Raw genomic sequence first — 22701 nt, 5'->3', positions numbered from 1 at the left:
ATGCGCGTGCGCCCTTACCGTCCGCTTTCCCCCCACCACGCTGCAGCACGCGCGCATGCACGCGGCCGCCAGCGCGGTGCCGCGATCATCACCGCGCTGCTCGTCGTCGCGCTGTCGGCGATCCTCGTCTCGGGGATGCTGTGGCGCCAGCAGGTGCAGATCCGCCGCATCGAAAACCAGCGCGTGATCGCGCAGGCGCAGTGGGTCGCGCGCGGCGCGCTCGACTGGACGCGGATGATCCTGCGCTCCGAAGGCGACACGGCGCCCGGCATCACCTATCTCGGCGGAATCTGGGGCGTGCCGATCGCGAAGACGAAGCTGTCGGACTTCCTCGGCCGGATCGGCGCGCCCAACGACAACGGCGGCGAAGACACCTATATCTCCGGCTCGATCGAGGACGCGCAGGCGAAGTTCAACCTGCGTAACCTCGTGGCGTCGCCGGCGCCCGGCGTGCTGCAGCTGAACGTCACGCAGCTGCAGGCGTTCCAGCGCCTGCTGACGACGCTCGGCTACGACGGCGCGTTCGCGAAGCGCATCGCGCTGCAGGTGCGCGCGGGCCTCATGCATTCGGCGACGCGCTTCCAGATGCCGACGCTGCCGGGCGGTGGCGGCACGGCGCCGGCCACCGCGCCGGTGACCACCGACCAGCAGGGCGGCAGCGGCTTCACCGACGATCCCGGCATGTCCGGTGGCGACCGCGGGCCCGCGCCGTTGATGATGACGGGCGTCGACAGCCTGCTCGACGTCGACGGCGTGACGCCCGAGATGGTCGCGCGGCTGCGCCCGTTCGTCACCGTGCTGCCGACCACGACGCCGGTGAACATGAACACCGCGCCGGCCGAAGTGATCGCGGCGCTGATGCCGGGGATGAGCGTGTCGTCCGCTCAGGCGCTCGTGTCGCGCCGCGAGACCGTGTTTTTCCGCAACGTCGGCGACGTGCAGCTCGCACTGCGCGGTGCCGGCGCACCGAACGTGACGATCGACTCGAACCTCGTCGACGTCAATTCGAGCTATTTCATCGTGCACGGCCGGATCCAGCACGATCGCGCGGAGGTCGATCGCACCTCGCTCGTGTATCGTGATCCGACCACGCATTCGACGCGGGTCGTGCGTATCCGCGACCAGCTATAACGACGCCATTCGGGAGAGGAGCTCTTGTGAGCACGTTGATTGTTTCTTTGCCGCCGCGCGAGCCTGCCGTGCCGTTGCAGGAATGGCAGTGGCCCGAGCTGCCGTTCATGCTTGTCGACAAGGCCGGCCAGGTGCAGCGCGCGGGCCGCGCCGCGCTCGCGCTGCTGCCGCGCGCGAATGCGACGGTGCTGATCGTCGCCGCGCGCGACGTGCTGCTGCTGGCCGCGAAGGTGCCGCCGCTCAAGGGGCCGAAGCTGCGCCAGGCGCTGCCCAACATCGTCGAGGATCAGTTGATCCAGGATCCGCTCGGCTGCCACATCGCGCTCGATCCGGCCGCGCTGCCCGACGGGCGCCGCGTGCTGGCCGTCGTCGATCGCGCATGGTTCCGCGTGATCTGCGACGCGTTCGCGGCGGCCGGCCACCGGCACCTGAGCGCGGTGCCCGCGACCCGCTGCCTGCCGGCGCCGCGTGCGTCGGCCGAAACGGCATCGGCCGCGCCGGCCGACGGTGAAGCGGACAACGCTGCCGATGCCGCGCTTGTCGCGGACGCCGTCGAGCCGTCCGCCCGTCCGGCAACGGTCGCCGCGGTGCTCGGGCTCGCGACGGCGGTCGAACCGGTGCTCGTCGAAGCCGGCGCACAGCCGGTCGCGGCCGGTGCGCCGCGTCTCGAACTCGCGGTCGCACGCGGCGCGCTCGGCGAAGGTTTCGCGGCGCCCGCGTCGCGCGCAGCCGGTACGCTGGCCGCGCTCGCGGGCGGCGGCGACGTCGAACTGTACGAACTCGGCGAGCCGGGCGCGGAGCCGCGGCTCGCGTCGGTCAGCCGCACCGATGGCCCGCTGCTGCCGGGCGCCGCGCCGCTGTCGTTCGACACCTTCGCGCGGCGCGCGCTGACCGAGCGTTTCGATCTGTGCCAGTTCGAATTCGAGTCGCAGCCGTGGCGCTTCGACCGCGCGACGGTGAAGCGCCTGCGCGTGCCGCTCGCACTCGTCGCGGCGACGCTCGGCGTCGCGGTGATCGGGATGAACCTGCATTGGTGGAAGCTGTCGCGCGAACGCGATGCGCTGTCCGCGCAGATCACCGAGACGCTGCTGTCCGCATTCCCGAAGACGACGACGGTGCTCGATCCGCCCGCGCAGATGCAGCGCCAGCTCGACCAGTTGCGCCTGGCGGCCGGCGAGCTGTCGCCGAACGATTTCCTCGCGCTGTCGAGCGGGCTGACGCGCTCGATGGGGGCGCTGCCGCTGAACGGCATCGCGTCGCTCGACTATCACGACCGGCGGCTCGACGTCGGCTTCAAGCCGGAGGTCAAGGTCGATCCCGATTTCACGCAGCGCCTCGCGCGCAACGGACTGTCCGGCGAAGTCGACAGCAACACGGGTAAATGGACCATCCGGAGCCGCTCATGAAGATGGAACAACTGAACCAGACGCTGACCCAGTTCTGGGGTGAGCGCTCGCAGCGCGAGAAGATGCTGCTCGGCTGGGGCGGCACCGTGCTGGCAGTCGCGATCGCGTATTCGGTGCTGTGGTCGCCCGCGCAGGAAGGCCGCGCACGGATCCAGCGCGCGCTGCCGACGATGCGACGCGAACTCGCGCAGATGACTGCGCAGGCGAACGAGGCGAAGTCGCTGGCGGCTGCCGCGCAGGGCGTCGCGCCGACCGGCCTGGCGCTGAAGGACGCGCTGACCGCGTCGCTGTCCGATCACGGGCTGCAGGGCGCGCAGGTGCAGATTGTCGGCAACGGCGTGCAGGTCCAGATGAAGAACGTGTCGTTTCCGGCGTGGACGCAGTGGCTCGACGATGCGCGCCGGCAGTTCAAGGTGCAGGTCGGCGAGGCGCATGCGACCGCGTTGAAGGAAGATGGCCAGGTCGACCTGACGGCCGTGATGCAACCGTCGACGCAGAAATGACGCAGTGGATGACGCAAGTGGCGGTCGGCCGATGAGGCCGTGGACGAAGCGGCTCGCCACCGCATTGCCGTGGGTACTGGCGGGCGGACTGGCGACGGCGGTGACGCTCGTCGCGCTCGCGCCGGCCGCGTGGATCGCGCCGCAGTTCGCGCGCGCGACCGGCGGGCACGTGAATCTCGTCGATCCGGACGGATCGCTGTGGCATGGCTCGGGCACGCTGATGCTCGCGCCGGGCGCCGACCAGAGCGCGGCGACGCTGCTGCCGGGCCGGGTCGAATGGACCACGCGCTTCTGGCCGCTGCTGACCGGGCGCGTGCAGATGCGCATGCGCCAGACCGAGGCGATGCCCGATGCCGTCACGCTCGATGCGACGTGGCGCGGCGCGGTGCTGTCGGCGGGCACGATGGCCGTGCCCGCGTCGCTGCTCGCGGGGCTCGGCACGCCGTTCAACACGCTGGACCTGCAGGGCGACGTGCGGGTCGGCTGGACCGACTGGCGCCTGTTCGGCAACAACGCGTTCGGCCAGTTGACGGTGACGATCGACTCGATGAGTTCGCGCGTATCGCGCGTGAAGCCGCTCGGTTCGTACCGCGCGGTGTTGCAGGCGAAGGGGGCGGGCGCCGATCTCGACCTGTCGACGACGCAGGGTCCGCTGTTCCTCGACGGGCACGGCAACTTCGGCGCCGGCCAGGGATCGTTCCGCGGCAGCGCGCATGCGGCGCCCGAGCAGCAGGCGAACCTCGCGGGGCTGCTGAACCTGCTCGGCCACCCGATCGGGAACAACGAGGTGTCGCTGATCTTCGGCGACGCGCAGCGCTGACGCGCGCGTCGCCCTCTTCTCTTCTTACTTCTGCGCGAGCGGCGCGGTTGCCGCAGGCGCGGCCGCACCTGACGCCGGCACCGGCGCGGGCGCAGCCATGTCGCCGGTCTCGCGCGCCATGTTCGACGCATCCCAGCCGCCGCCGAGTGCCTTCACGAGCCCGACCGACGACGCCATCCGTTGCCCGGCGATCGTCGTGAGCTTCTGCTGCGCGGTGAACGCGGTGGTCTGCGCGGTCAGCACGTTCAGGTACGCGACCGTGCCGGCCTTGTACTGGTTCGTGACGATCGCGAGCGCGTGCTCGGCGCTGTCGACGGCTTGCCGCTGCACGTCGATTTCCTGCGCGAGGATGCGCTGCGACGCGAGGTTGTCCTCGACGTCCTGGAACGCGGTGAGTACCGCGAGGCGATAGGCGGCGACGTCCTGGTCGTAGGTCGCGCGCGCGGCATCGGTCTGCGCGGCGCGCAGCCCCGCGTCGAACAGCGTGGCCGCAAGCTGCGGGCCGACCGTCCAGAAACGCGCCGGCAGCGTGAACAGCTGCGACCACACCGAACTCTGGAAACCGCCGGTGGCCGACAGCGTGAGCGTCGGGAAGAACGCGGCAATCGCGACGCCGATCTGCTCGTTCGCGGATGCCGCGCGGCGCTCGGCGGCCGCGATGTCGGGCCGGCGCTCGAGCAGCGCGGACGGCACGTCGACCGGCGTGATCGGTGGCTCGGCCGCGAGCGGGTTCGGCGGCAGCGAGAAGGTCGACGCCGGTTCGCCGATCAGCGTCGCGATCGCGTGCTCGAACTGCGCGCGCGCGACGCCGTTGTCGATCGACGCCGCCTGCGCGCTCTGCAGTTGCGTCTGCGCCTGGATCACGTCCGCGCGTGCGGCGACGCCCTGCGCGTACTGGTTCTGCGTGAGTTTCAGCGACTGCGCGTACGACTTCACGGTGTCGTCGAGCAGCTTCTGCAGCGCATCGGACGTGCGCAGCTGGAAATAGGTTTGCGCGAGCAGCGCCTGCTGCGACAGCCGCGCGTTCGCGAGATCGGCCGCGGCGGCCGCTTCGCCGGCGCGCTGTGCGCTGACGGTGCGGCTCACCTTGCCCCACAGGTCGGGCTCCCAGCTTGCGTCGAGGCCGACGCTGTAGCTGTTGCCGATCGATCCGGACGAGCCGCTGCCGAAACTCGACGACGAACTCGACGTGCGCGGCGTACGGGCGCGCGAGCCCGACGCGGTCAGCCCGACGGTCGGGAAATACGCGGCGCGCGCCTCGGTGACGAGCGCGCGCGCCTGCCGGTACGCGGCCGCCGATTGCGCGATGGTCTGGTTCGACGCATTGAGCTTGCCGATCAGCGCATCGAGCTGCGGATCGTTGTAGACCGCCCACCACGGGCCGCGGTCGGCACGGTCGGCAGGCTGCGCGACCTTCCAGCCGGCCGGCGCTTCCTTGAAGGCGGCGGGGATCGACGTGTCGGGCCGGTGATAGTCGGGCCCGACGGCGCAGCCGGCGAGCAGCACGGCCGTCGCAACGGCGACGGCGGCGCTCAGCGGGCGAAGGGCGCGCGGGAGGGGGGCGTACGGCATCGTGGTTTTCCTGTCTGGGCGCGACGGCCGGCGAGCGGCGTCGCGCGATGCGGTCGTTGTGCCGCTGGCGGACAAATGGTAACTGACGGCGGAGAAGCTGCGCAGACCTAAGGGTACGGTGCGCGGCGGCCGGAATGTGTTACCGGCGCGACCGGCCGGTTTACCGGCCATTACGGATCGCTTGCGGCGAGACAGGCGCGCGACGGCGGCCGCGGGAGACGCGGCCGGCGATCAGTCCGGACAGTCAGGAGGACGGGAGCAGCGCGGCGTCAGTGGCAGCGCACGGGCACCGGGACGGGTTCGGCGGCGGGCCGCCATGACGACGGCTCCGTCGCGACCGGCTGGCTCGTGCGGCCTGCGCCGCCCTTCGCGTTGCGCTGCCGGCGATGATCGAACCAAGCGAACCCGAGCGCCGCGAGCGAGCCGCCCGGCACGACCAGCATCGTCACGTACAGCGCGATCTTCCAGCCGCGGTGCGGCCCGGAAAACACATGATGAGCGGTATCGGTCAGGTTGCGGCGCAGCGCGCCGGCGGCATTTTTCAGGAACAGCATCGCGAACATCCTCGGGTGCCCGGCAGCGCGGGCGAATCGGTCAGAACATCGTCTCCGGCAGTGCAACATGCACGTCGTAACTGGTTGCCTCAAATAATATTGACTAAGCAATCATTTTTCAAGATACTGGGCGCGTTTTAACCTGAAACGCACTATTGCTGCGCGCGCAGTCGTATGACCGGCGACCTCTACGATCCCGAGAACATCGCGCTGGAAACGAGCCTCGGCTATTACCTGTCGAAGGCGAAGCAGGCGCTCGTCGAGCGGATGGACCGCGCGCTCGAGCCGCTCGACCTCACCGCGCAGCAGATCGGCGTGATCCTGCTGCTGTCGCGAGGTTATGCGCGCACGCCGTTCGAGCTGTCTCGCAAGATGTCGTACGACAGCGGTTCGATGACGCGCATGCTCGACCGGCTCGAACGCAAGGGGCTGGTCGCGCGCTCGCGCAGCGAGCAGGACCGCCGGATGATCGAGCTGACGCTGACCGAACGCGGCGCCGACGCGGCCCGCGCGCTGCCGTCGCTGATCGCGACCGCGCTCAACGCGCAGCTCGACGGTTTCTCGGCCGACGAACTCGCGACGCTCACCGGCCTGCTGCAGCGCTTCATCGCCAACGGGCCCGGCACGGCCGGTTGCCCGAAGCCCGACGAACCCGACTGCTGATGTGCGCGGAGGCCTCATGTCTAGGTTAAGCGTTCGTTTATTTCTCTGTCTGGGCAGAAGATGACAGTGCACGCGCTCCGTTTCTTTCCTGATCCGTTCCACCCGGCCGGGCCGCGCGGCGTCGCGCACCCGTGCGTTGTGCCGGCGCGTCGCGCGCGCCGCGTCTAGGAGATTCCGATGTCCGCCACTACGGCATCCGCCGCCCCTGCCGCCGCACCCGCGCCGCTGACCGGCGGCGCGCTCGCGCTGCTCACCGTCGGGCTCGCGCTCGGCACCTTCATGGAAGTGCTCGACACGTCGATCGCGAACGTCGCGGTGCCGACCATCTCGGGCAGCCTCGGCGTCGCGACGAGCGAAGGCACGTGGGTGATCTCGTCGTACTCGGTCGCGTCCGCCATTGCGGTGCCGCTGACCGGCTGGCTCGCGCGGCGGGTTGGCGAGGTGCGGCTGTTCACGCTGTCGGTGCTCGCGTTCACGATCGCGTCGGCGCTGTGCGGCTTCGCCACCAACTTCGAGACGCTGATCGCGTTCCGGCTGCTGCAGGGCCTCGTGTCGGGGCCGATGGTGCCGCTGTCGCAGACGATCCTGATGCGCAGCTACCCGCCCGCGAAGCGCGGGCTCGCGCTCGGGTTATGGGCGATGACGGTGATCGTCGCGCCGATCTTCGGCCCGCTGCTGGGCGGCTGGATCAGCGACAACTACACGTGGCCGTGGATCTTCTACATCAACCTGCCGATCGGCATCTTTTCGGCGGCCTGCGCGTACTTCCTGCTGCGCGGCCGCGAGACGAAGACGTCGAAGCAGCGGATCGACGCGGTCGGCCTCGCGCTGCTCGTGATTGGCGTGTCGTGCCTGCAGATGGTGCTCGACCTCGGCAAGGACCGTGACTGGTTCAACTCGTCGTTCATCGTCGCGCTCGCGCTGATCGCGGTCGTGTCGCTTGCGTTCATGCTCGTGTGGGAGGCGACCGAGAAGGAGCCGGTGGTCGACCTGTCGCTGTTCAAGGATCGCAACTTCGCGCTCGGTGCGATGATCATCTCGTTCGGCTTCATGGCGTTCTTCGGCTCGGTCGTGATCTTCCCGCTGTGGCTGCAGACGGTGATGGGCTACACGGCCGGCAAGGCCGGCCTCGCGACCGCGCCGGTCGGGCTGCTCGCGCTCGTGCTGTCGCCGCTGATCGGCCGCAACATGCACCGGCTGGACCTGCGGATGGTCGCGAGCTTCGCATTCATCGTGTTCGCGGGCGTGTCGCTGTGGAACGCGACGTTTACGCTCGACGTGCCGTTCAACCATGTGATCCTGCCGCGGCTCGTGCAGGGGATCGGCGTCGCGTGCTTCTTCGTGCCGATGACGACCATCACGCTGTCGAGCATCTCCGACGAGCGGCTCGCGAGCGCATCCGGGCTGTCGAACTTCCTGCGCACGCTGTCGGGCGCGATCGGCACCGCGGCCAGCTCGACGTTCTGGGAAAACGACGCGATCTACCACCATGCGCGGCTCTCGGAATCGGTCAGCGTCTACGCGCAGAACACGACCGACTACCAGGGCGCGCTCGCGCAGCTCGGCATCGTCGGGCAGACAGCCAATGCGCAGCTCAACCAGCTCGTCACGCAGCAGGGCTTCATGATGGCGACCAACGACTTCTTCCACCTGTCGGCGGTGATGTTCATCGCGCTCGCGGCGCTCGTGTGGATCACGAAGCCGAGGAAGGGCGCGGGGCCGGCGATGGGGCATTGATGGCGACATGGCGCAGCGGGGCGTGTCCTAGGTCTTCCGGCTGATTGCGCAGATCTCTCCTCCCAATTAAACTAAGTCAAATTGGTCATTAAACTTAGTTCAATTGGGGATGCCATGCAGACCTACAACATGCACGACGCGAAGACGAATCTGTCGCGTCTGATCGACGAAGCCGTCCATGCCGGCGAACCGTTCGTGATCGCAAAAGCCGGCAAGCCGCTTGTCAAGGTAGTGCCGATCGATACGCGGGAACCGGCTCCGCCGAGCCGGATCGGTTTCATGAAGGGACAGATTCGCGTTCCGGACGATTTCGACTCGATGGGCGGGGACGCCATCCGGAAACTGTTCGAGGGCGACGCGTGAAGTTGTTGCTCGATACCCATTTGATCCTTTGGGCCGCCGCCGACGCGGCGGAACTGCCGAGCCGCGCCCGTGCGCTCATCGAAGATTCCGCCCATACGCTGCTCTTCAGCGTGGCGAGTCTTTGGGAGATCGTCATCAAGCGTGGGCTGGACCGCGACGATTTCCAGGTCGATCCGCATGTACTTCGCCGCAGTCTGCTCGACGCCGGCTATGTGGAACTTCCGATCACGAGCGCACACGTCCTCGCCGTCGAGCAGCTACCACCGGTGCACCGCGACCCGTTCGATCGCTTGCTGATCGCGCAGGCGATTTCCGAGGGCGTCACCCTGCTCACGCACGATCACACCGTTGCCCGGTATTCGGGCTCTGTCCAGCACGTCTGATCATCCCCACGTCCGGCCGTCACTCCCTCGCCCGCAACCCGCCGAACGCCAGATCGTCGACGGGCGCGCCCGGCAGTGTCGCCCGTGCCACTTCCAGCCACGCGCGCGCCGCGTGCGACAGATACCCCTTCTTCAGCCAGCCCAGCGCGATCGCCCACGTGATCTCCGGCTCGACGATCGGCCGGCACGTGAACTGCCCGACGTCGAGCCGCCTGCAGTACGGCTCGGGCAGCAGCGCGATGCCGACCCCCGCATGCACGAGCGCGGCCATGAAATCCCAGTGGCCGCTGCGGCTCACGATCGACGGCGTGAAGCCGACCTGCCGGCACGCATCGAGCACCGCGTCGTGCAGCGCGAGGCTTTCCGCATAGAACACGAACGACTCTCGCGCGAGATCCGCGAGCGGCACGGCCGCATGATCCTCCCAGCGCGACTCGCGCGGCGCGACGAGCCACAGCGGCGCGCGCACCATCGGCAGTCGCTCGAACACGGCCGGGTCGACCGGCTCCAGCAGCCCGCCCAGCTCCAGCTCGCCCGACATCAGCGCCGCCTCGATCATCCGTGCGCCCTGCTCGAACAGCTTCAGCTCGATGTTCGGATAACGCTGCTTGTACGCGGCGATGATCGGCGTGAACAGCGAGCCGCCGAGCGGCGGAACCCCGATTGTCAACTCGCCGCGCCCGAGCGTGCCGAGATCGTTCAGCTCCGACTGCAGCTGCGCCTGCGCGGCAAGCACGTCCTGGCCGCGCTGGAACACGATCCGCCCCGCGTCGGTCAGCACCATCTGCCGGCCGTCGCGCAGCAGCAGCGGCGAACCGATCTCGTCCTCGAGCGCCTTCACCATCTTGCTGATGGTCGGCTGGGTCACGAACAGCTTGTCGGCCGCCGCGGTGAAGCTCTGCTGGCGGACCACCTCGACGAAGTACCGCAGCGCGCGCAATTCCATCGATCACTCCCCAGGTTGGTGCAGCGAACACAAGTGAATTCCTAATTGGAATGATAAGGATAGAGACAAGTCATTTTATTTATGGTTAGGGGAAACCCTATACTCGCACCATCGACGAAATATCCGTATGGAGCCCGCCATGACCAAGCCGACCGCCACCGCCGCCGCCCGCCCTGCCGCTTCGGGCAGCATGACGCGCACGGGCCGGATCGTGCTGCAGGCCGCCGCGCTCGGCGCGCTGTGGATGGCCGTCGACTGGGCCGTGCGGACGATCGGGCTGCCGATTCCGTCCGGCGTGGTTGGTCTCGCGGTGCTCCTCGTGCTGCTGTTCTCGGGCCGTGTCGCGCCTGCGTGGGTCAAGGACGGCGCGAACTGGCTGCTGTCCGACATGCTGCTGTTCTTCGTGCCGGCCGCCGTCGCGGCCGTCCAGTACGGCGGGCTGTTCCGCGAGGACGGCTGGCGCATCGCGCTGGTCATGCTCGCGGGCACCGCGTTCGTGATGGTCGCGGTGGCCGTCGCGGTCGACCTCGCCGCGAAGCTCGAACGCCGGCTCGCCGCTCAGCGTGTGTTCGCCGAACGCCGCCGCGCGCGCCTGAGCGCCGCGGCCGCCCACTGAGCCGGAGCCGCGCATGCCTGCCTTGCTGTCGAACCTGCCCGCCGACCGGGTGAACACTGCGATCTCGTTCGGCTGCTTCGTGCTGACGGTCGTGCTGTATTTCGTGTCGAAGCGGCTCTACGCGTACAGGAAGACGCTGCTGTTCTCGCCGCTCGTGTTCGTGCCGGGCGTGCTGGTGCTGCTCGTCCTGCTGACCGGCATCCCGTATTCGGTCTACTTCCGCGACACGCGCTGGCTGATGTGGCTGCTCGGCCCGGCGACGATCGCGTTCGCGGTGCCGATCTATGACTATCGCGACCTGATCCGCCGGCACTGGCTGTCGCTGTCGGTCGGCGTCGCGGTCGGGATCGGCGCGGGCGTGTGCGGGTCGCTGCTGCTCGCGAAGCTGCTGCACCTGTCGCCCGAGCTGCAGCGCTCGCTGATGACGCGCTCGGTGTCGACGCCGTTCGCGCTCGCCGTGTCGGACAAGATCCACGCGCCGAAGGACCTCACGGCCCTGTTCGTGATCGCGACCGGCATCTGCGGGATGCTGCTCGGCGAGATCGTGCTCGCGCTCGTGCCGATGCGCACGCGGCTCGCACGCGGCGCGCTGTTCGGCGCGGCCGCCCACGGCGTGGGCACCGCGAAGGCGCGCGAGATCGGCAGCGAGGAAGGCGTCGTGTCGAGCCTGACGATGATGATCGCCGGCGTCGCGATGGTGCTGATCGCGCCGCTGCTGACGCTGCTGCCGATCTGACGGCCCGCGCCGGGCGGCCGACGCCCGCCGGGCATGCCGGGCCGCCCCGGCCGCGCCCGGAATGACCGTCCTCCGCCTCTACTGCCACCCTGCGGCGAGCCGACGCCCGGCCGACAATCGGCTGAGATAGCCGCAAATCCCCCCTCTTTTCCGCCCATCGGGCTCGGCCCGGATGCCGAACAATGCATGCTACGAGACATCACGCACGCATTCACATGGCCTCCACGACCGCAAACCCGACCGCCGACAAGCCGGCTTCGTCCGGCAAGTTCAAGCGCATCGCGCTCATCGCCGTCATCGCGCTGGGCGCGGCCGCCGCCGCTGCCGGCGGCATGTACGTGTTCCTGAGCAAGGAAGGCGTTGGCCATGCGAGCGCGCCTGCCGAGCCGGCGCCGCTTGCTGCGCCGGTGTTCTTCCCGCTCGACCCGCTCACCGTGAACCTGCAGTCGGAGGACGGCGCGCAGCATTACCTGCGCGTCGGCCTGTCGCTGAAGCTCACCGACCCGAAGGCGCAGGAGCAACTGACCGCGCGGATGCCGGAGATCCGCAGCCGGATCCTGCTCGCGCTGTCGAACAAGCATCCCGAGGATCTCGCGACGCCGGACGGCAAACGTTCGCTCTCGAAGGAACTGCGGGAACTGATCGAGCAGCCGACGCAGCCGGGCAACCAGCGCGCGAAGGTCGACGACGTGTTGTTTACCGAATTCGTCGTCCAGTAACGCGGCCGCGAAAGGAGCGCGCATGGGCCACCAGGAGTTCATGTCCCAGGAGGAGGTCGATGCCCTCCTCAAGGGCGTCACGGGCGAAACCGATGCAGTCGACGAGCAGCGCGACACATCGGGCGTCCGCCCCTACAACATCGCGACGCAGGAGCGGATCGTCCGCGGCCGGATGCCCGGCCTCGAGATCATCAACGACCGCTTCGCGCGGCTGCTGCGGATCGGCATCTTCAACTTCATGCGGCGCACGGCAGAAATCTCCGTGAGCCAGGTGAAGGTGCAGAAGTACAGCGAATTCACCCGCAACCTGCCGATCCCGACGAACCTGAACCTCGTGCACGTGAAGCCGCTGCGCGGCACGTCGCTGTTCGTGTTCGACCCGAACCTCGTGTTCTTCGTCGTCGACAACCTGTTCGGCGGCGACGGGCGCTTCCACACGCGCGTCGAGGGCCGCGATTTCACGGCCACCGAGCAGCGCATCATCGGCAAGCTGCTGAACCTCGTGTTCGAGCACTACACGACCGCATGGAAGAGCGTGCGGCCGCTGCAGTTCGAATTCGTGCGCTCGGAGATGCACACGCAGTTCGCGAACGTCGCGACGCCGAACGAGATCGTGATCGTCACGCAGTTCTCGATCGAGTTCGGGCCGACGGGCGGCACGCTGCACATCTGCATGCCGTACTCGATGGTCGAGCCGATCCGCGACGTGCTCGCGTCGCCGATCCAGGGCGAGGCGCTCGAAGTCGACCGCCGCTGGGTGCGCGTGCTGTCGCAGCAGGTGCAGTCGGCCGAGGTCGAGCTGAGCGCGAATCTCGCCGAGATTCCGTCGACGTTCGAGAAGATCCTGAACCTGCGCGCGGGCGACGTGCTGCCGCTCGAGATCGACGACACGATCACCGCGAAGGTCGACGGCGTGCCGGTGATGGAGTGCGGCTACGGAATTTTCAATGGTCAATATGCGTTGCGCGTGCAGAAGATGATCGGCGCGGGCGATTCGATGAAGGAAGGTGGATATGAGTGAGCTGAACCAGACGCCCGAGGACGACGTGCAGGCGATCGCCGATGCGGCCCTCGCGGCCTCGGCCGCCGCCGCGCAGGCGGCACCGGCCGCGGCGGAAGAGGATTCCGGCATGGACGACTGGGCCGCCGCGCTCGCCGAGCAGAACGATCAGCCGGTGCAGCCGGGCGCGACCGGCGCCGGCGTGTTCCAGCCGCTGTCGAAGGCCGCGGCGAACTCGACGCACAACGACATCGAGATGATCCTCGACATCCCGGTGAAGATGACCGTGGAGCTCGGCCGCACGAAGATCGCGATCCGCAACCTGCTGCAGCTCGCGCAGGGCTCGGTGGTCGAGCTGGACGGCATGGCCGGCGAGCCGATGGACGTGCTCGTGAACGGCTGCCTGATCGCGCAGGGCGAGGTCGTGGTCGTCAACGACAAGTTCGGCATCCGCCTGACCGACATCATCACGCCGGCAGAACGCATCCGGAAGCTGAACCGGTGAGCGTCGTGCAGCCCGGCCGCCGCGTGTGCAGCGCTATCGCGGCGGTGCTTGCCGTCGCGGCAACGTTCGCCTGCGCACCGGCCGGTGCCGCCGACATGAACGCGGTGAACCACGCCGGTTCGATCGCGTCGAGCGTGACGGTCGGCTCGGCCGCGCCGTCGCTCGGCATCGGCGCGGTGCTGCAGACGCTCGTCGGGCTCGCGGTCGTGATCGGTCTCGTGTTCGCTTGCGCGTGGCTCGCGCGCCGCTTCGGCTTCCAGCCCGCGCGGCGCGGTGGCCCGCTGAAGATCGTGTCGAGCGTCGGGCTCGGCGCGAAGGAAAGCGCGACGATCGTCGAGATCGGCGACACCTGGCTCGTGCTCGGCGTCGCGCCGGGCAACGTGCGGCTGCTGCATACGCTGCCGGCCGGCCCGGCGGCGGCCACCGCCACCGCGGCATCGGGTTCGGCCGACGCGCCTGCCGGCGCCGCCCCGTCCGAAGTCGGCCTGCCCGGCACGTTCGGCTCGCGGTTTCGCGACGCGCTCGCGGGCGAAGCCGCGAAGCGGCTCGGTCGCGGCAAGGACCGCTGACATGGCGCCGTGCCCTCTTTCCGTTCCCGCATTCCGATGAAACACGAATTCCTGCGTCGCGCGGCGCGCGTCGCGCCCGTGCTGATCCTCTGCGTCGCCCCCGCGCTCGCGTACGCGCAGGCGAATGGCCTGCCCGCGTTCAACGCGAGCCCGGGCCCGCATGGCGGCACCACCTATTCGCTGAGCGTGCAGACGATGCTGCTGCTCACGATGCTGTCGTTCCTGCCGGCGATGGTGCTGATGATGACGAGCTTCACGCGCATCATCATCGTGCTGTCGCTGCTGCGCCAGGCGCTCGGCACCGCGACGACGCCGCCGAACCAGGTGCTCGTCGGCCTCGCGATGTTCCTCACCTTCTTCGTAATGTCGCCGGTGCTCGACCGGGCGTACAACGACGGCTACAAGCCGTTCTCCGACGGCACGATGCCGATGGAGCAGGCCGTGCAGCGCGGCATCGCGCCGTTCAAGACCTTCATGCTGAAGCAGACCCGCGAGACCGATCTCGCACTGTTCGCGAAGATCTCGAAGGCCGCGCCGATGCAGGGCCCCGAGGACGTGCCGCTGTCGCTGCTCGTGCCCGCGTTCGTCACGAGCGAGCTGAAGACGGGTTTCCAGATCGGCTTCACGGTGTTCATCCCGTTCCTGATCATCGACATGGTCGTCGCGAGCGTGCTGATGTCGATGGGGATGATGATGGTGTCGCCGTCCACCGTGTCGCTGCCGTTCAAGCTGATGCTGTTCGTGCTGGTCGACGGCTGGCAACTGCTGATCGGCTCGCTCGCGCAGAGCTTTACGTAAGCAGCGGAGGAATCGCGCGATGACGCCCGAACAAGTGATGACCCTCGCGCACCAGGCGATGATGGTCGGCCTGCTGCTCGCCGCCCCGCTGCTGCTGGTCGCGCTCGCGGTCGGCCTGGTCGTGAGCCTGTTCCAGGCCGCGACGCAGATCAACGAGGCGACGCTGTCGTTCATCCCGAAGCTGCTCGCGGTCGCCGCGACGCTCGTGATCGCCGGCCCGTGGATGCTGACGACGATGCTCGACTACCTGCGGCAGACGCTGCTGCACGTCGCGACGCTCGGCGTCGGCTGAGCCGCGCGCACCACCCGGCGGCGATGTTCTCGGTTACCTACGCGCAACTCAACGGCTGGCTCACCGCTTTCCTGTGGCCGTTCGTGCGGATGCTCGCGCTCGTCGCGACGGCGCCCGTCGTCGGTCATGCGGCAGTGCCCGTGCGCGTCAAGATCGGCCTCGCCGCGTTCATGGCGCTGGTCGTCGCGCCGACGCTCGGCGCGATGCCGGATGTCACCGTGTTCTCCGCGCAGGGCATCTGGATCGTCGTCACGCAGTTCCTGATCGGCGTCGCGATGGGCTTCACGATGCAGCTCGTGTTCGCGGCCGTCGAGGCGGCCGGCGATTTCATCGGGTTGTCGATGGGCCTCGGTTTCGCCACTTTCTTCGATCCGCATACGAGCGGCGCGACACCCGTGCTGGGCCGCTTCCTGAATGCGGTCGCGATGCTCGCGTTCCTCGCGGTGGATGGCCACCTGCAGGTGTTCGCCGCGCTCGCCGCATCGTTCCAGTCGCTGCCGGTGTCGGCCGACCTGCTGCACGCGCCCGGCTGGCGCACGCTCGCCGCGTTCGGCGCGACCGTGTTCGAGATGGGGCTGCTGCTCGCGCTGCCGGTGGTCGCGGCGCTGCTGATCGCGAACCTCGCGCTTGGCATCCTGAACCGCGCGGCGCCGCAGATCGGCGTGTTCCAGGTCGGCTTTCCGGTGACGATGCTCGTCGGGCTGCTGCTCGTGCAGCTGATGGTGCCGAACCTCGTGCCGTTCGTGTCGCACCTGTTCGATATGGGGCTCGACGCGACGGGGCGGGTGCTGCTTGGCTGGCGCTGAAGCGCCGATCCCGTTCCCCGCCCGTTCCGGCCCCCCGTTGCTGGAAAACCCCTAAAGGAATCGCCGGCCCGCGAAAGGTAGCAGAAGGTTTCGTCTCCCTATACTCGTCGTGACGATGCAGCAAGCATCGCGCCACGAATACAACGAACGGAGACGACCCGATGCGACCCATCCTGCGCACCCTCGCCGTTGCAGCCAGCCTGAGCTGCGCGCTTGCCGCTGCCCCCGCTTTCGCCGATGACGGCGGCAAGATCACGATCATGGTCGGCGGGATCGCGAAGCTGATCTACCTGCCTGCACGCCTCACGCAGGAACTCGGCAACTTCAAGGCCGAAGGCCTCGACGTCGAGTTGCTGTCGCAGCCGGCCGGGGTCGACGCCGAGAACGAGCTGCTCGCGGGCGCCGTGCAGGGCGTCGTCGGCTTTTACGACCACACGATCGACCTGCAGAGCAAGGGCAAGGACGTCAAGGCGATCGCCGTGTTCGGCCAGGTGCCGGGCGAAGTCGAGATGGTGTCGACCAAGGCCGCGCCGACCTTCAAGTCGATGGCCGACGCGAAGGGCAAGACGCTCGGCGTGACGGGCCTCGGCTCGTCGACGAGCTTCCTCACGCAATACCTCGCACTCGCGCACGGCGTGCCGTCGACGCAGTACACGATGCTGCCGGTCGGCGCCGACGCAAGCTTCATCGCCGCGATCAAGCAGGGCCGCATCGACGCCGGGATGACGACCGAACCGACGGTGTCCGCGCTCGAGAAGATGGGCGACGCGAAGGTGCTGGTCGACCTGCGCACGCTCGACGGCACGCGCGCGGCGCTCGGCGGCACCTACCCGGCCGCGAGCCTGTATGTGCAGTCGGCGTGGGCCGATTCGCACAAGGAGCAGGCGACCAAGCTCGCGCACGCGTTCGCGAAGACGATGCAGTTCATCCACACGCACAGCGCCGAGGATATCGCCGCGAAGATGCCGGCCGACTACCAGAAGGACAAGGCGCTGTACGTGAGCGCGCTGAAGGCGTCGCTGCCGATGTTCACCGCCGACGCGAAGATGCCGGCCGACGGCCCGGCGACCGTGCTGAAGGTGCTGTCGGCGTTCAACCCGTCGGTGAAGGGCAAGCACATCGACCTGGCGCGCACCTACACGAACGATTTCGTGAACGCGAAGTAAGCAGCGGCGCCGGCGGCGGCGATCCCGCCGCCGTGCGTTCCCCGTTCCGGCCCGGTTGACCGGCCCGGCGTAGCGTCACGATGCGACGCCCTCTTCACCCGCAGGACGAATGCGATGACCCAGGCAGTCTCCCCGAGCACACCGGCGATCGAGTTTCGCAACGTGTCGTGCCGCTTCATTTCGCCGGAAGGCAAAGCCACCGTCGCACTGCGCGACTTCAGCATGAGCGTCGCACGCGGCGAGTTCATCGCGATCGTCGGGCCGACCGGCTGCGGCAAGTCGACGACGCTCAACCTGATCACCGGGCTGCTCAAGCCCGTGTCGGGCGAAGTGCGCGTGATGGGCCGCCCGGTCGACGGGATCGACCCGCGCATCGGCTTCGTGTTCCAGGCCGACGCCGTGTTCCCGTGGCGCAACGTGATCGACAACGTCGCGGCGGGCCCGCTGTTCCGCGGCCGCTCGAAGGACGTCGCGTACACGCAGGCCGAGGAATGGATCCGCAAGGTCGGCCTCGACAAGTTCACCAAGCACTACCCGCACCAGCTCTCCGGCGGGATGCGCAAGCGCGTCGCGCTCGCGCAGACCTTCATCAACCAGCCGGAAATCCTGCTGATGGACGAGCCGTTCTCCGCGCTCGACATGCAGACGCGCACGTTGATGCAGGACGAGCTGCTGCAGCTCTGGTCGGCGAACAAGGGCTCGGTCGTGTTCGTCACGCACGATCTCGAAGAGGCGATCGCGCTCGCCGACCGCGTGTTCGTGCTGACCGCGCGCCCCGCAACGCTCAAGCGCGTGTACGAGATCGACCTGCCGCGCCCACGCGTCACGTCGGAGATTCGCTACGACACGCGCTTCATCGAAATTTCCAAGGACATCTGGCACGACCTGCGCGAAGAAGTGCAGATCGGCTGACGCAGACGCCGCACGCAAAGAACAGCAAGGACAGGAGCATGACCGACATGACGCTTCCCCCCACCGCCCTTCCGGCGACCACGCTCGAGGACGACGAGCGCGCCGCGCAACGCCGGCTGCGCCGCCGGCGCAACCTGATCGTCACGCTGCGGATCGCCGTGCTCGTGATCGTGCTGGGCGGGTGGGAACTCGCCGCACGGCTCAAGTGGATCGATCCGTTCTTCTTCTCGATGCCGTCGCTGATCTTCGCGCAGATCCAGGACTGGTTCGTGAACGGCACGTCGCAGGGCCCGCTGCTCACGCAGGTCTGGGTCACGCTGGAGGAAACCGGGATCGGCTTCATAATCGGCTCGGTTGCCGGCGTGATCTGCGGGATCGTGCTCGGCCGCAACAAGCTGATGGCCGACGTGTTTGGCCTCTACATCCAGATCGCGAACTCGATTCCGCGCGTCGTGCTCGGCTCGATCTTCGTGATCGCGCTCGGCCTCGGGATGGCGTCGAAGATCGCGCTGGCCGTCGTGATGGTGTTCTTCGTCGTGTTCGGCAACGCGTTCCAGGGCGTGCGCGAAGCCGACCGCTACCTGATCGCGAATGCGCAGATCCTCGGCGCGTCGCGTCGGCAGATCACCACGGCGGTCGTGATCCCGTCCGCGCTGAGCTGGATTCTCGCGAGCCTGCACGTGAGCTTCGGCTTCGCGCTGGTCGGTGCGGTCGTCGGCGAATTCCTGGGTTCCAAGCAAGGCATCGGCCTGCTAATCTCCACCGCCCAGGGCGCGTTCAACGCGAGCGGCGTGTTCGCGGCGATGATCGTGCTGGCCGTGGTCGCGCTGGCCGCCGACTACCTGCTGACCTGGCTCGAGAAACGGCTCTTGAAGTGGCGCCCCGCCGCGTTCTGAACGCAGCGTCAGGACGCCTGACATGACACTCCCGACCGCGCCGGCGACCCCGGCGCGGTTCGGCATTTCGGAGAAGGAGCGCAACAGGATGGCGCACAGCCTGCGCGGACGGCTGCTGTGGTGGCTGCTGCTGCCGCTCGCGGTGTTCGTGCTGATCGCCGGCGCGATGTCGTACGACACCGCGCGGACCACGGCCGGGCTCGTGCAGGACAGCGCGCTCGTCGCGTCGGCGCGCACGATCGGCGAAGACGTCGAATGGCGCAACGGGCTGCCGGTCGCCGACGTGCCGCCGGCCGCGCTGGAGATCTTCGAATCGCCGTCGCGCGATTCGGTGTTCTACAAGGTGATCGACGGCCACGACCGCCTGCTGGCCGGCACGCCGACGCTCGACATGCCCGCGCGGCACGGCGTCGAGCCGACGCTGTACGACACGGCGCTCGACGGCGTGCCGCTGCGCGCGGCGGCCTACGATCGCCAGCTTTACAACGAGGGGCAGATCGAAACGGTCACGGTCGTCGTCGCGAAGACGGTGCGCTCGCGCAAAGCGATGGTCGACACGATCTGGCGGCCGCAGCTCGTGCGCCTGTCGCTGATGCTGATGCTCGCGGTGGTGCTCGTCTACCTCGGCCTCACCTTCGAGTTGCGCCCGCTGATGAAGCTGAAAGACGATGTCGCCGACCGCGGGCCGATGGAGCTGGAGCCGATCCGCCCCGAGCGGCTGCAGCACGAGCTGCGGCCGATCGTCGACGCGATCAACCAGTGCATCGCGCGGCTCAATACGCATACGGCCACGCAGCGCCGCTTCATCGCGGACGCCGCGCACCAGCTGCGCACGCCGATCGCGGTGCTCGACACGCAGATCCAGTACGCGCAGCGGCGCGGGCACGGCGATGCGGAACTCGCGTCGGTGCTCGACAGCATGCAGCGCAGCAGCCGCAAGATGGCCGACGTGACCGACAAGCTGCTGCTGCTCGCGCACGCGGAAACGACGCCGTCGACGCTGCTGACCCATCGCGTCGATCTCGCGGCCGTGGTGTCGAGCGTGCTGGAGGAGACGATCGTGCTCGCGCAGCGGCGCGATATCGACCTCGGCGCCGATCTCGGCGAGCGGCTCGACGTCGCGGGCAGCGACAGCCTGCTGACCGCGCTGGTGATGAACCTCGTCGACAACGCGGTGCGCTACACGCAGCCGGGCGGCTGCGTGACGGTCGCCGCGCGGCGCGACGGCGACGCGATCGTGCTCGACGTGGTCGACAACGGCCCCGGCATTCCGGCCGAGGCGCGGCCGCACGTGTTCAAGCGGTTCTACCGCGTGTCGGCGGATACCGAAGGCTCGGGCCTTGGCCTCGCGATCGTCCGCGAGATCGCGCAGGCGCACGGCGGCGGCGTGTCGCTTGCGCCGGGGCCGGGCAATCGGGGTATCGTCGTAACCGTGCGGCTGCCCGCTTACGATTGAAGAGATGTCGTCATGAAACTCCTGCTGGTCGAAGACAACGCCGAACTCGCGCACTGGATCGTGAACCTGCTGCGCGGCGAGGATTTCGCGGTCGACAGCGTCGGCGACGGCGAACGTGCGGACACGGTGCTGAAGACCGAACGCTACGATGCGGTGCTGCTCGACATGCGCCTGCCCGGCATCAGCGGCAAGGAAGTGCTCGCGCGGCTGCGGCGCCGCAACGACAATGTGCCGGTGCTGATGCTGACCGCGCACGGCTCGGTCGACGACAAGGTCGACTGCTTCGGCGCGGGCGCCGACGATTACGTCGTGAAGCCGTTCGAGTCGCGCGAGCTGGTTGCACGGATTCGCGCGCTGATTCGCCGGCAGGCCGGCGTCGGCACGACGCAGCTCGTGTGCGGCGATCTCGTCTATGCGTTCGGCACGCGCGAATTCCGCTGCGGTGAAGCGGTGCTCGCGCTGCGACGCCGCGAGCATGCGATCCTCGAAACGCTGATGCTGCAGCAGAACAAGACGGTGTCGAAGGCACGGCTGATGGACAGCGTGTTCGCGCTCGACGACGAACCGAGCGCCGACGCGATCGACATCTATATCCACCGGCTGCGCAAGCATCTCGCGGGCAGCACGGCCGAGATCATCACGCTGCGCGGGCTCGGTTACATCCTGCGTGCGAAGAGCGCGCAGGACTGACGGGCGTTCCTCCACCGCCCCGAGCCTCGATTCGTAGCACGAAACGCGTCAGAAGCCTGCCGGCGCGTCCGGCGGGCGCGCCTCCGCACGCCTGCCCGATCCGCGATTGTTGCGCGTTCGGTGTTTTCACCGATCCGATTCTTGCGTCCGGGAAAGCGTCGTGAAGGATTGCACCCTCTACGATGCTACGCGTCGGCCCTCTCGCTGTGGCCGGCAAGAGTCGGCATACATTGCGTACTGCCAACGACCAGATTTCAATGCGGCAGCTCGGAGGAGACGATCTTGAAACGAAAAACCCTTGCCCTTTCCATCGCGGCGGCAGGCCTGTGCGCCGGCACCCAGGCGCATGCGCAGTCGAGCGTGCAGCTCTACGGCCTGATGGACCTGAGCTTTCCGACCTACCGGACCCACGCCGACGCGAACGGCAAACACGTGATCGGCATGGGCAACGAAGGCGAACCGTGGTTCAGCGGCAGCCGCTGGGGCCTGCGAGGCGCCGAAGACATCGGCGGCGGCACGAAGGTCATCTTCCGCCTCGAAAGCGAATTCGTGGTCGCGAACGGCCAGATGGAAGACGAAGGCCAGATCTTCGACCGCGACGCATGGGTCGGCGTCGAGGACGAACGCTTCGGCAAGCTGACGGCCGGCTTCCAGAACACCATCGCGCGCGACTCGGCGGCGATCTACGGCGACCCGTACGGCTCCGCGAAGCTGACGACCGAGGAAGGCGGCTGGACCAACTCGAACAACTTCAAGCAGATGATCTTCTACGCGGCCGGCCCGACCGGCACGCGCTACAACAACGGCATCGCGTGGAAAAAGCTGTTCAGCAACGGCATCTTCGCGAGCGCCGGCTACCAGTTCAGCAACTCGACGCAGTTCGCGACCGGCTCCGCGTACCAGGTCGCGCTCGGCTACAACGGCGGGCCGTTCAACGTGTCGGGCTTCTACAACCACGTGAACCACGGCGGCTTCAGGAACCAGACGTTCTCGGTCGGCGGCAACTACACGTTCGACATCGTGCGCCTGAATGCGGGCTACTTCCGCTACAACGGCGACCAGGGCGCGCTCGGCCAGCGCCACGACGATTCGTGGACGGTGTCGATGAAGATCGCGCCGAAGGGCGCGCTCGACTACGAGCTCGGCTACCAGCAGATGCGCATCAAGAACGCCGCGAACAACGCGGACGGCTTCACGCCGAACGCGAACCTCGGCGCGTTCAGCCTGACCAACGGCGTCGCCAACGGCTTCAAGGAGACGATCTACGGGTCGGTGTTCTATCACCTGAGCAAGCGCACCGAGGTGTACCTGGCCGGCGACTACATGAAGCTGCATGGCGGCTACACGGCGGCGTCGACGTTCGGCGCGAAGAACCAGCTCGAACTGACTTCGGGCATCCGTACGCGTTTTTGACCGGAAGCGGGGCCCATCGGGCCCCGCCGTACCCTCCGTCCGGGATTCT

The 22701-nt window shown here is 68.2% G+C and carries 26 protein-coding genes; 23 read left to right on the top strand and 3 right to left on the bottom strand.

The features are described 5' to 3' along the window. From gspK to gspN, 4 genes are read left to right on the top strand one after another with little or no spacing between them, the layout of a single operon-like run. Complete coding sequence (gspK, locus tag R9B84_RS00315) at nucleotides 1–1131, top strand: type II secretion system minor pseudopilin GspK (RefSeq protein ID WP_423758829.1); 1131 nt, start codon at nucleotides 1–3, stop codon at nucleotides 1129–1131. Between the two features lie 26 nt (nucleotides 1132–1157). Beyond that, the gene (gspL, locus tag R9B84_RS00310) at nucleotides 1158–2537 is read left to right on the top strand and encodes a type II secretion system protein GspL (RefSeq protein ID WP_423758828.1); all 1380 of its coding nucleotides are present in this window, start codon (nucleotides 1158–1160) and stop codon (nucleotides 2535–2537) included. Continuing rightward, nucleotides 2534–3040: a type II secretion system protein GspM gene (gene gspM, locus R9B84_RS00305; RefSeq protein WP_423758827.1), complete on the top strand. Its 507-nt coding sequence runs from the start codon at nucleotides 2534–2536 to the stop codon at nucleotides 3038–3040. Before gspL ends, gspM begins: the two co-directional genes overlap by 4 nt. A 31-nt stretch (nucleotides 3041–3071) precedes the next feature. Beyond that, nucleotides 3072–3860, top strand: a complete 789-nt coding sequence (gene gspN / locus R9B84_RS00300; protein WP_423758826.1) for a type II secretion system protein N — start codon at nucleotides 3072–3074, stop codon at nucleotides 3858–3860. 24 nt (nucleotides 3861–3884) lie between these two features. Here the strand turns inward: gspN and R9B84_RS00295 are convergent, their stop codons facing one another. Continuing rightward, nucleotides 3885–5432 carry an efflux transporter outer membrane subunit gene (locus R9B84_RS00295; protein ID WP_423758825.1) on the bottom strand — a complete coding sequence of 516 codons (1548 nt, stop codon included), beginning with the start codon at nucleotides 5430–5432 and terminating at the stop codon, nucleotides 3885–3887. 269 nt (nucleotides 5433–5701) lie between these two features. Continuing rightward, nucleotides 5702–5986: a multidrug ABC transporter ATPase gene (locus R9B84_RS00290; protein ID WP_423758824.1), complete on the bottom strand. Its 285-nt coding sequence runs from the start codon at nucleotides 5984–5986 to the stop codon at nucleotides 5702–5704. 174 nt (nucleotides 5987–6160) lie between these two features. Here R9B84_RS00290 and R9B84_RS00285 point away from each other — a divergent pair, with 174 nt between their 5' ends. From R9B84_RS00285 to R9B84_RS00270, 4 genes are all read left to right on the top strand, one after another. After that, a complete protein-coding gene (locus R9B84_RS00285; protein ID WP_423758823.1) occupies nucleotides 6161–6649 on the top strand; it encodes a MarR family winged helix-turn-helix transcriptional regulator in 489 nt (162 codons plus the stop codon). 177 nt (nucleotides 6650–6826) lie between these two features. Continuing rightward, on the top strand, nucleotides 6827–8386 hold the full coding sequence (locus R9B84_RS00280; RefSeq protein WP_423758822.1) for a DHA2 family efflux MFS transporter permease subunit: 1560 nt from the start codon (nucleotides 6827–6829) through the stop codon (nucleotides 8384–8386). Between the two features lie 114 nt (nucleotides 8387–8500). Then, nucleotides 8501–8749, top strand: coding sequence for a type II toxin-antitoxin system Phd/YefM family antitoxin (locus tag R9B84_RS00275; protein ID WP_423759933.1), 249 nt, complete (start codon nucleotides 8501–8503; stop codon nucleotides 8747–8749). Then, entirely contained in the window at nucleotides 8746–9132 is a 387-nt protein-coding gene (locus R9B84_RS00270) for a type II toxin-antitoxin system VapC family toxin (protein ID WP_423758821.1), read from the top strand. Before R9B84_RS00275 ends, R9B84_RS00270 begins: the two co-directional genes overlap by 4 nt. Before the next feature lie 19 nt (nucleotides 9133–9151). On the opposite strand, the gene R9B84_RS00265 is transcribed toward R9B84_RS00270, so the two are convergent. Next, nucleotides 9152–10078, bottom strand: a complete 927-nt coding sequence (locus R9B84_RS00265) for a LysR substrate-binding domain-containing protein (RefSeq protein WP_423758820.1) — start codon at nucleotides 10076–10078, stop codon at nucleotides 9152–9154. Between the two features lie 139 nt (nucleotides 10079–10217). On the opposite strand from R9B84_RS00265, the gene R9B84_RS00260 reads away from it, so the two are divergent. From R9B84_RS00260 to R9B84_RS00190, 15 genes are all read left to right on the top strand, one after another. Next, complete coding sequence (locus tag R9B84_RS00260) at nucleotides 10218–10694, top strand: CidA/LrgA family protein (RefSeq protein ID WP_423758819.1); 477 nt, start codon at nucleotides 10218–10220, stop codon at nucleotides 10692–10694. Nucleotides 10695–10707: 13 nt separating this feature from the next. Continuing rightward, the gene (locus R9B84_RS00255; protein ID WP_423758818.1) at nucleotides 10708–11430 is read left to right on the top strand and encodes an LrgB family protein; all 723 of its coding nucleotides are present in this window, start codon (nucleotides 10708–10710) and stop codon (nucleotides 11428–11430) included. A 182-nt stretch (nucleotides 11431–11612) separates the two neighbouring features. After that, nucleotides 11613–12149 (top strand): flagellar basal body-associated protein FliL, encoded by a 537-nt coding sequence (fliL, locus tag R9B84_RS00250; protein WP_423758817.1) that lies wholly within the window; start codon nucleotides 11613–11615, stop codon nucleotides 12147–12149. A gap of 22 nt (nucleotides 12150–12171) precedes the next feature. Then, entirely contained in the window at nucleotides 12172–13170 is a 999-nt protein-coding gene (fliM, locus tag R9B84_RS00245; protein WP_423758816.1) for a flagellar motor switch protein FliM, read from the top strand. Beyond that, entirely contained in the window at nucleotides 13163–13654 is a 492-nt protein-coding gene (fliN, locus tag R9B84_RS00240; protein ID WP_423758815.1) for a flagellar motor switch protein FliN, read from the top strand. Before fliM ends, fliN begins: the two co-directional genes overlap by 8 nt. Next, a complete protein-coding gene (fliO, locus tag R9B84_RS00235) occupies nucleotides 13651–14223 on the top strand; it encodes a flagellar biosynthetic protein FliO (protein WP_423758814.1) in 573 nt (190 codons plus the stop codon). The genes fliN and fliO overlap by 4 nt, the downstream gene beginning before the upstream one ends. Before the next feature lie 36 nt (nucleotides 14224–14259). Next, a complete protein-coding gene (fliP, locus tag R9B84_RS00230; protein ID WP_423758813.1) occupies nucleotides 14260–15021 on the top strand; it encodes a flagellar type III secretion system pore protein FliP in 762 nt (253 codons plus the stop codon). A 19-nt stretch (nucleotides 15022–15040) separates the two neighbouring features. Continuing rightward, nucleotides 15041–15313 carry a flagellar biosynthesis protein FliQ gene (gene fliQ, locus R9B84_RS00225; RefSeq protein ID WP_006491272.1) on the top strand — a complete coding sequence of 91 codons (273 nt, stop codon included), beginning with the start codon at nucleotides 15041–15043 and terminating at the stop codon, nucleotides 15311–15313. A gap of 23 nt (nucleotides 15314–15336) precedes the next feature. Beyond that, entirely contained in the window at nucleotides 15337–16119 is a 783-nt protein-coding gene (gene fliR / locus R9B84_RS00220) for a flagellar biosynthetic protein FliR (protein WP_423758812.1), read from the top strand. Nucleotides 16120–16280: 161 nt separating this feature from the next. Further along, nucleotides 16281–17285 carry an ABC transporter substrate-binding protein gene (locus R9B84_RS00215; RefSeq protein ID WP_047899407.1) on the top strand — a complete coding sequence of 335 codons (1005 nt, stop codon included), beginning with the start codon at nucleotides 16281–16283 and terminating at the stop codon, nucleotides 17283–17285. 114 nt (nucleotides 17286–17399) lie between these two features. Then, nucleotides 17400–18197 carry an ABC transporter ATP-binding protein gene (locus R9B84_RS00210; protein WP_423758811.1) on the top strand — a complete coding sequence of 266 codons (798 nt, stop codon included), beginning with the start codon at nucleotides 17400–17402 and terminating at the stop codon, nucleotides 18195–18197. A 38-nt stretch (nucleotides 18198–18235) separates the two neighbouring features. Further along, a complete protein-coding gene (locus R9B84_RS00205; RefSeq protein WP_107310438.1) occupies nucleotides 18236–19093 on the top strand; it encodes an ABC transporter permease in 858 nt (285 codons plus the stop codon). Between the two features lie 88 nt (nucleotides 19094–19181). Then, the gene (locus R9B84_RS00200; protein ID WP_423759932.1) at nucleotides 19182–20549 is read left to right on the top strand and encodes a sensor histidine kinase; all 1368 of its coding nucleotides are present in this window, start codon (nucleotides 19182–19184) and stop codon (nucleotides 20547–20549) included. A 12-nt stretch (nucleotides 20550–20561) separates the two neighbouring features. After that, nucleotides 20562–21239 carry a response regulator gene (locus R9B84_RS00195; RefSeq protein ID WP_053059928.1) on the top strand — a complete coding sequence of 226 codons (678 nt, stop codon included), beginning with the start codon at nucleotides 20562–20564 and terminating at the stop codon, nucleotides 21237–21239. Nucleotides 21240–21521: 282 nt separating this feature from the next. Beyond that, nucleotides 21522–22652 (top strand): porin, encoded by a 1131-nt coding sequence (locus R9B84_RS00190; RefSeq protein ID WP_423758810.1) that lies wholly within the window; start codon nucleotides 21522–21524, stop codon nucleotides 22650–22652. Nucleotides 22653–22701: the final 49 nt, after the last annotated feature.

The organism is Burkholderia sp. NLJ2 (assembly GCF_049487195.1).
Taxonomy (GTDB): Bacteria; Pseudomonadota; Gammaproteobacteria; order Burkholderiales; family Burkholderiaceae; genus Burkholderia; species Burkholderia pyrrocinia.
This window is presented reverse-complemented; position numbering and strand designations above follow the sequence as displayed.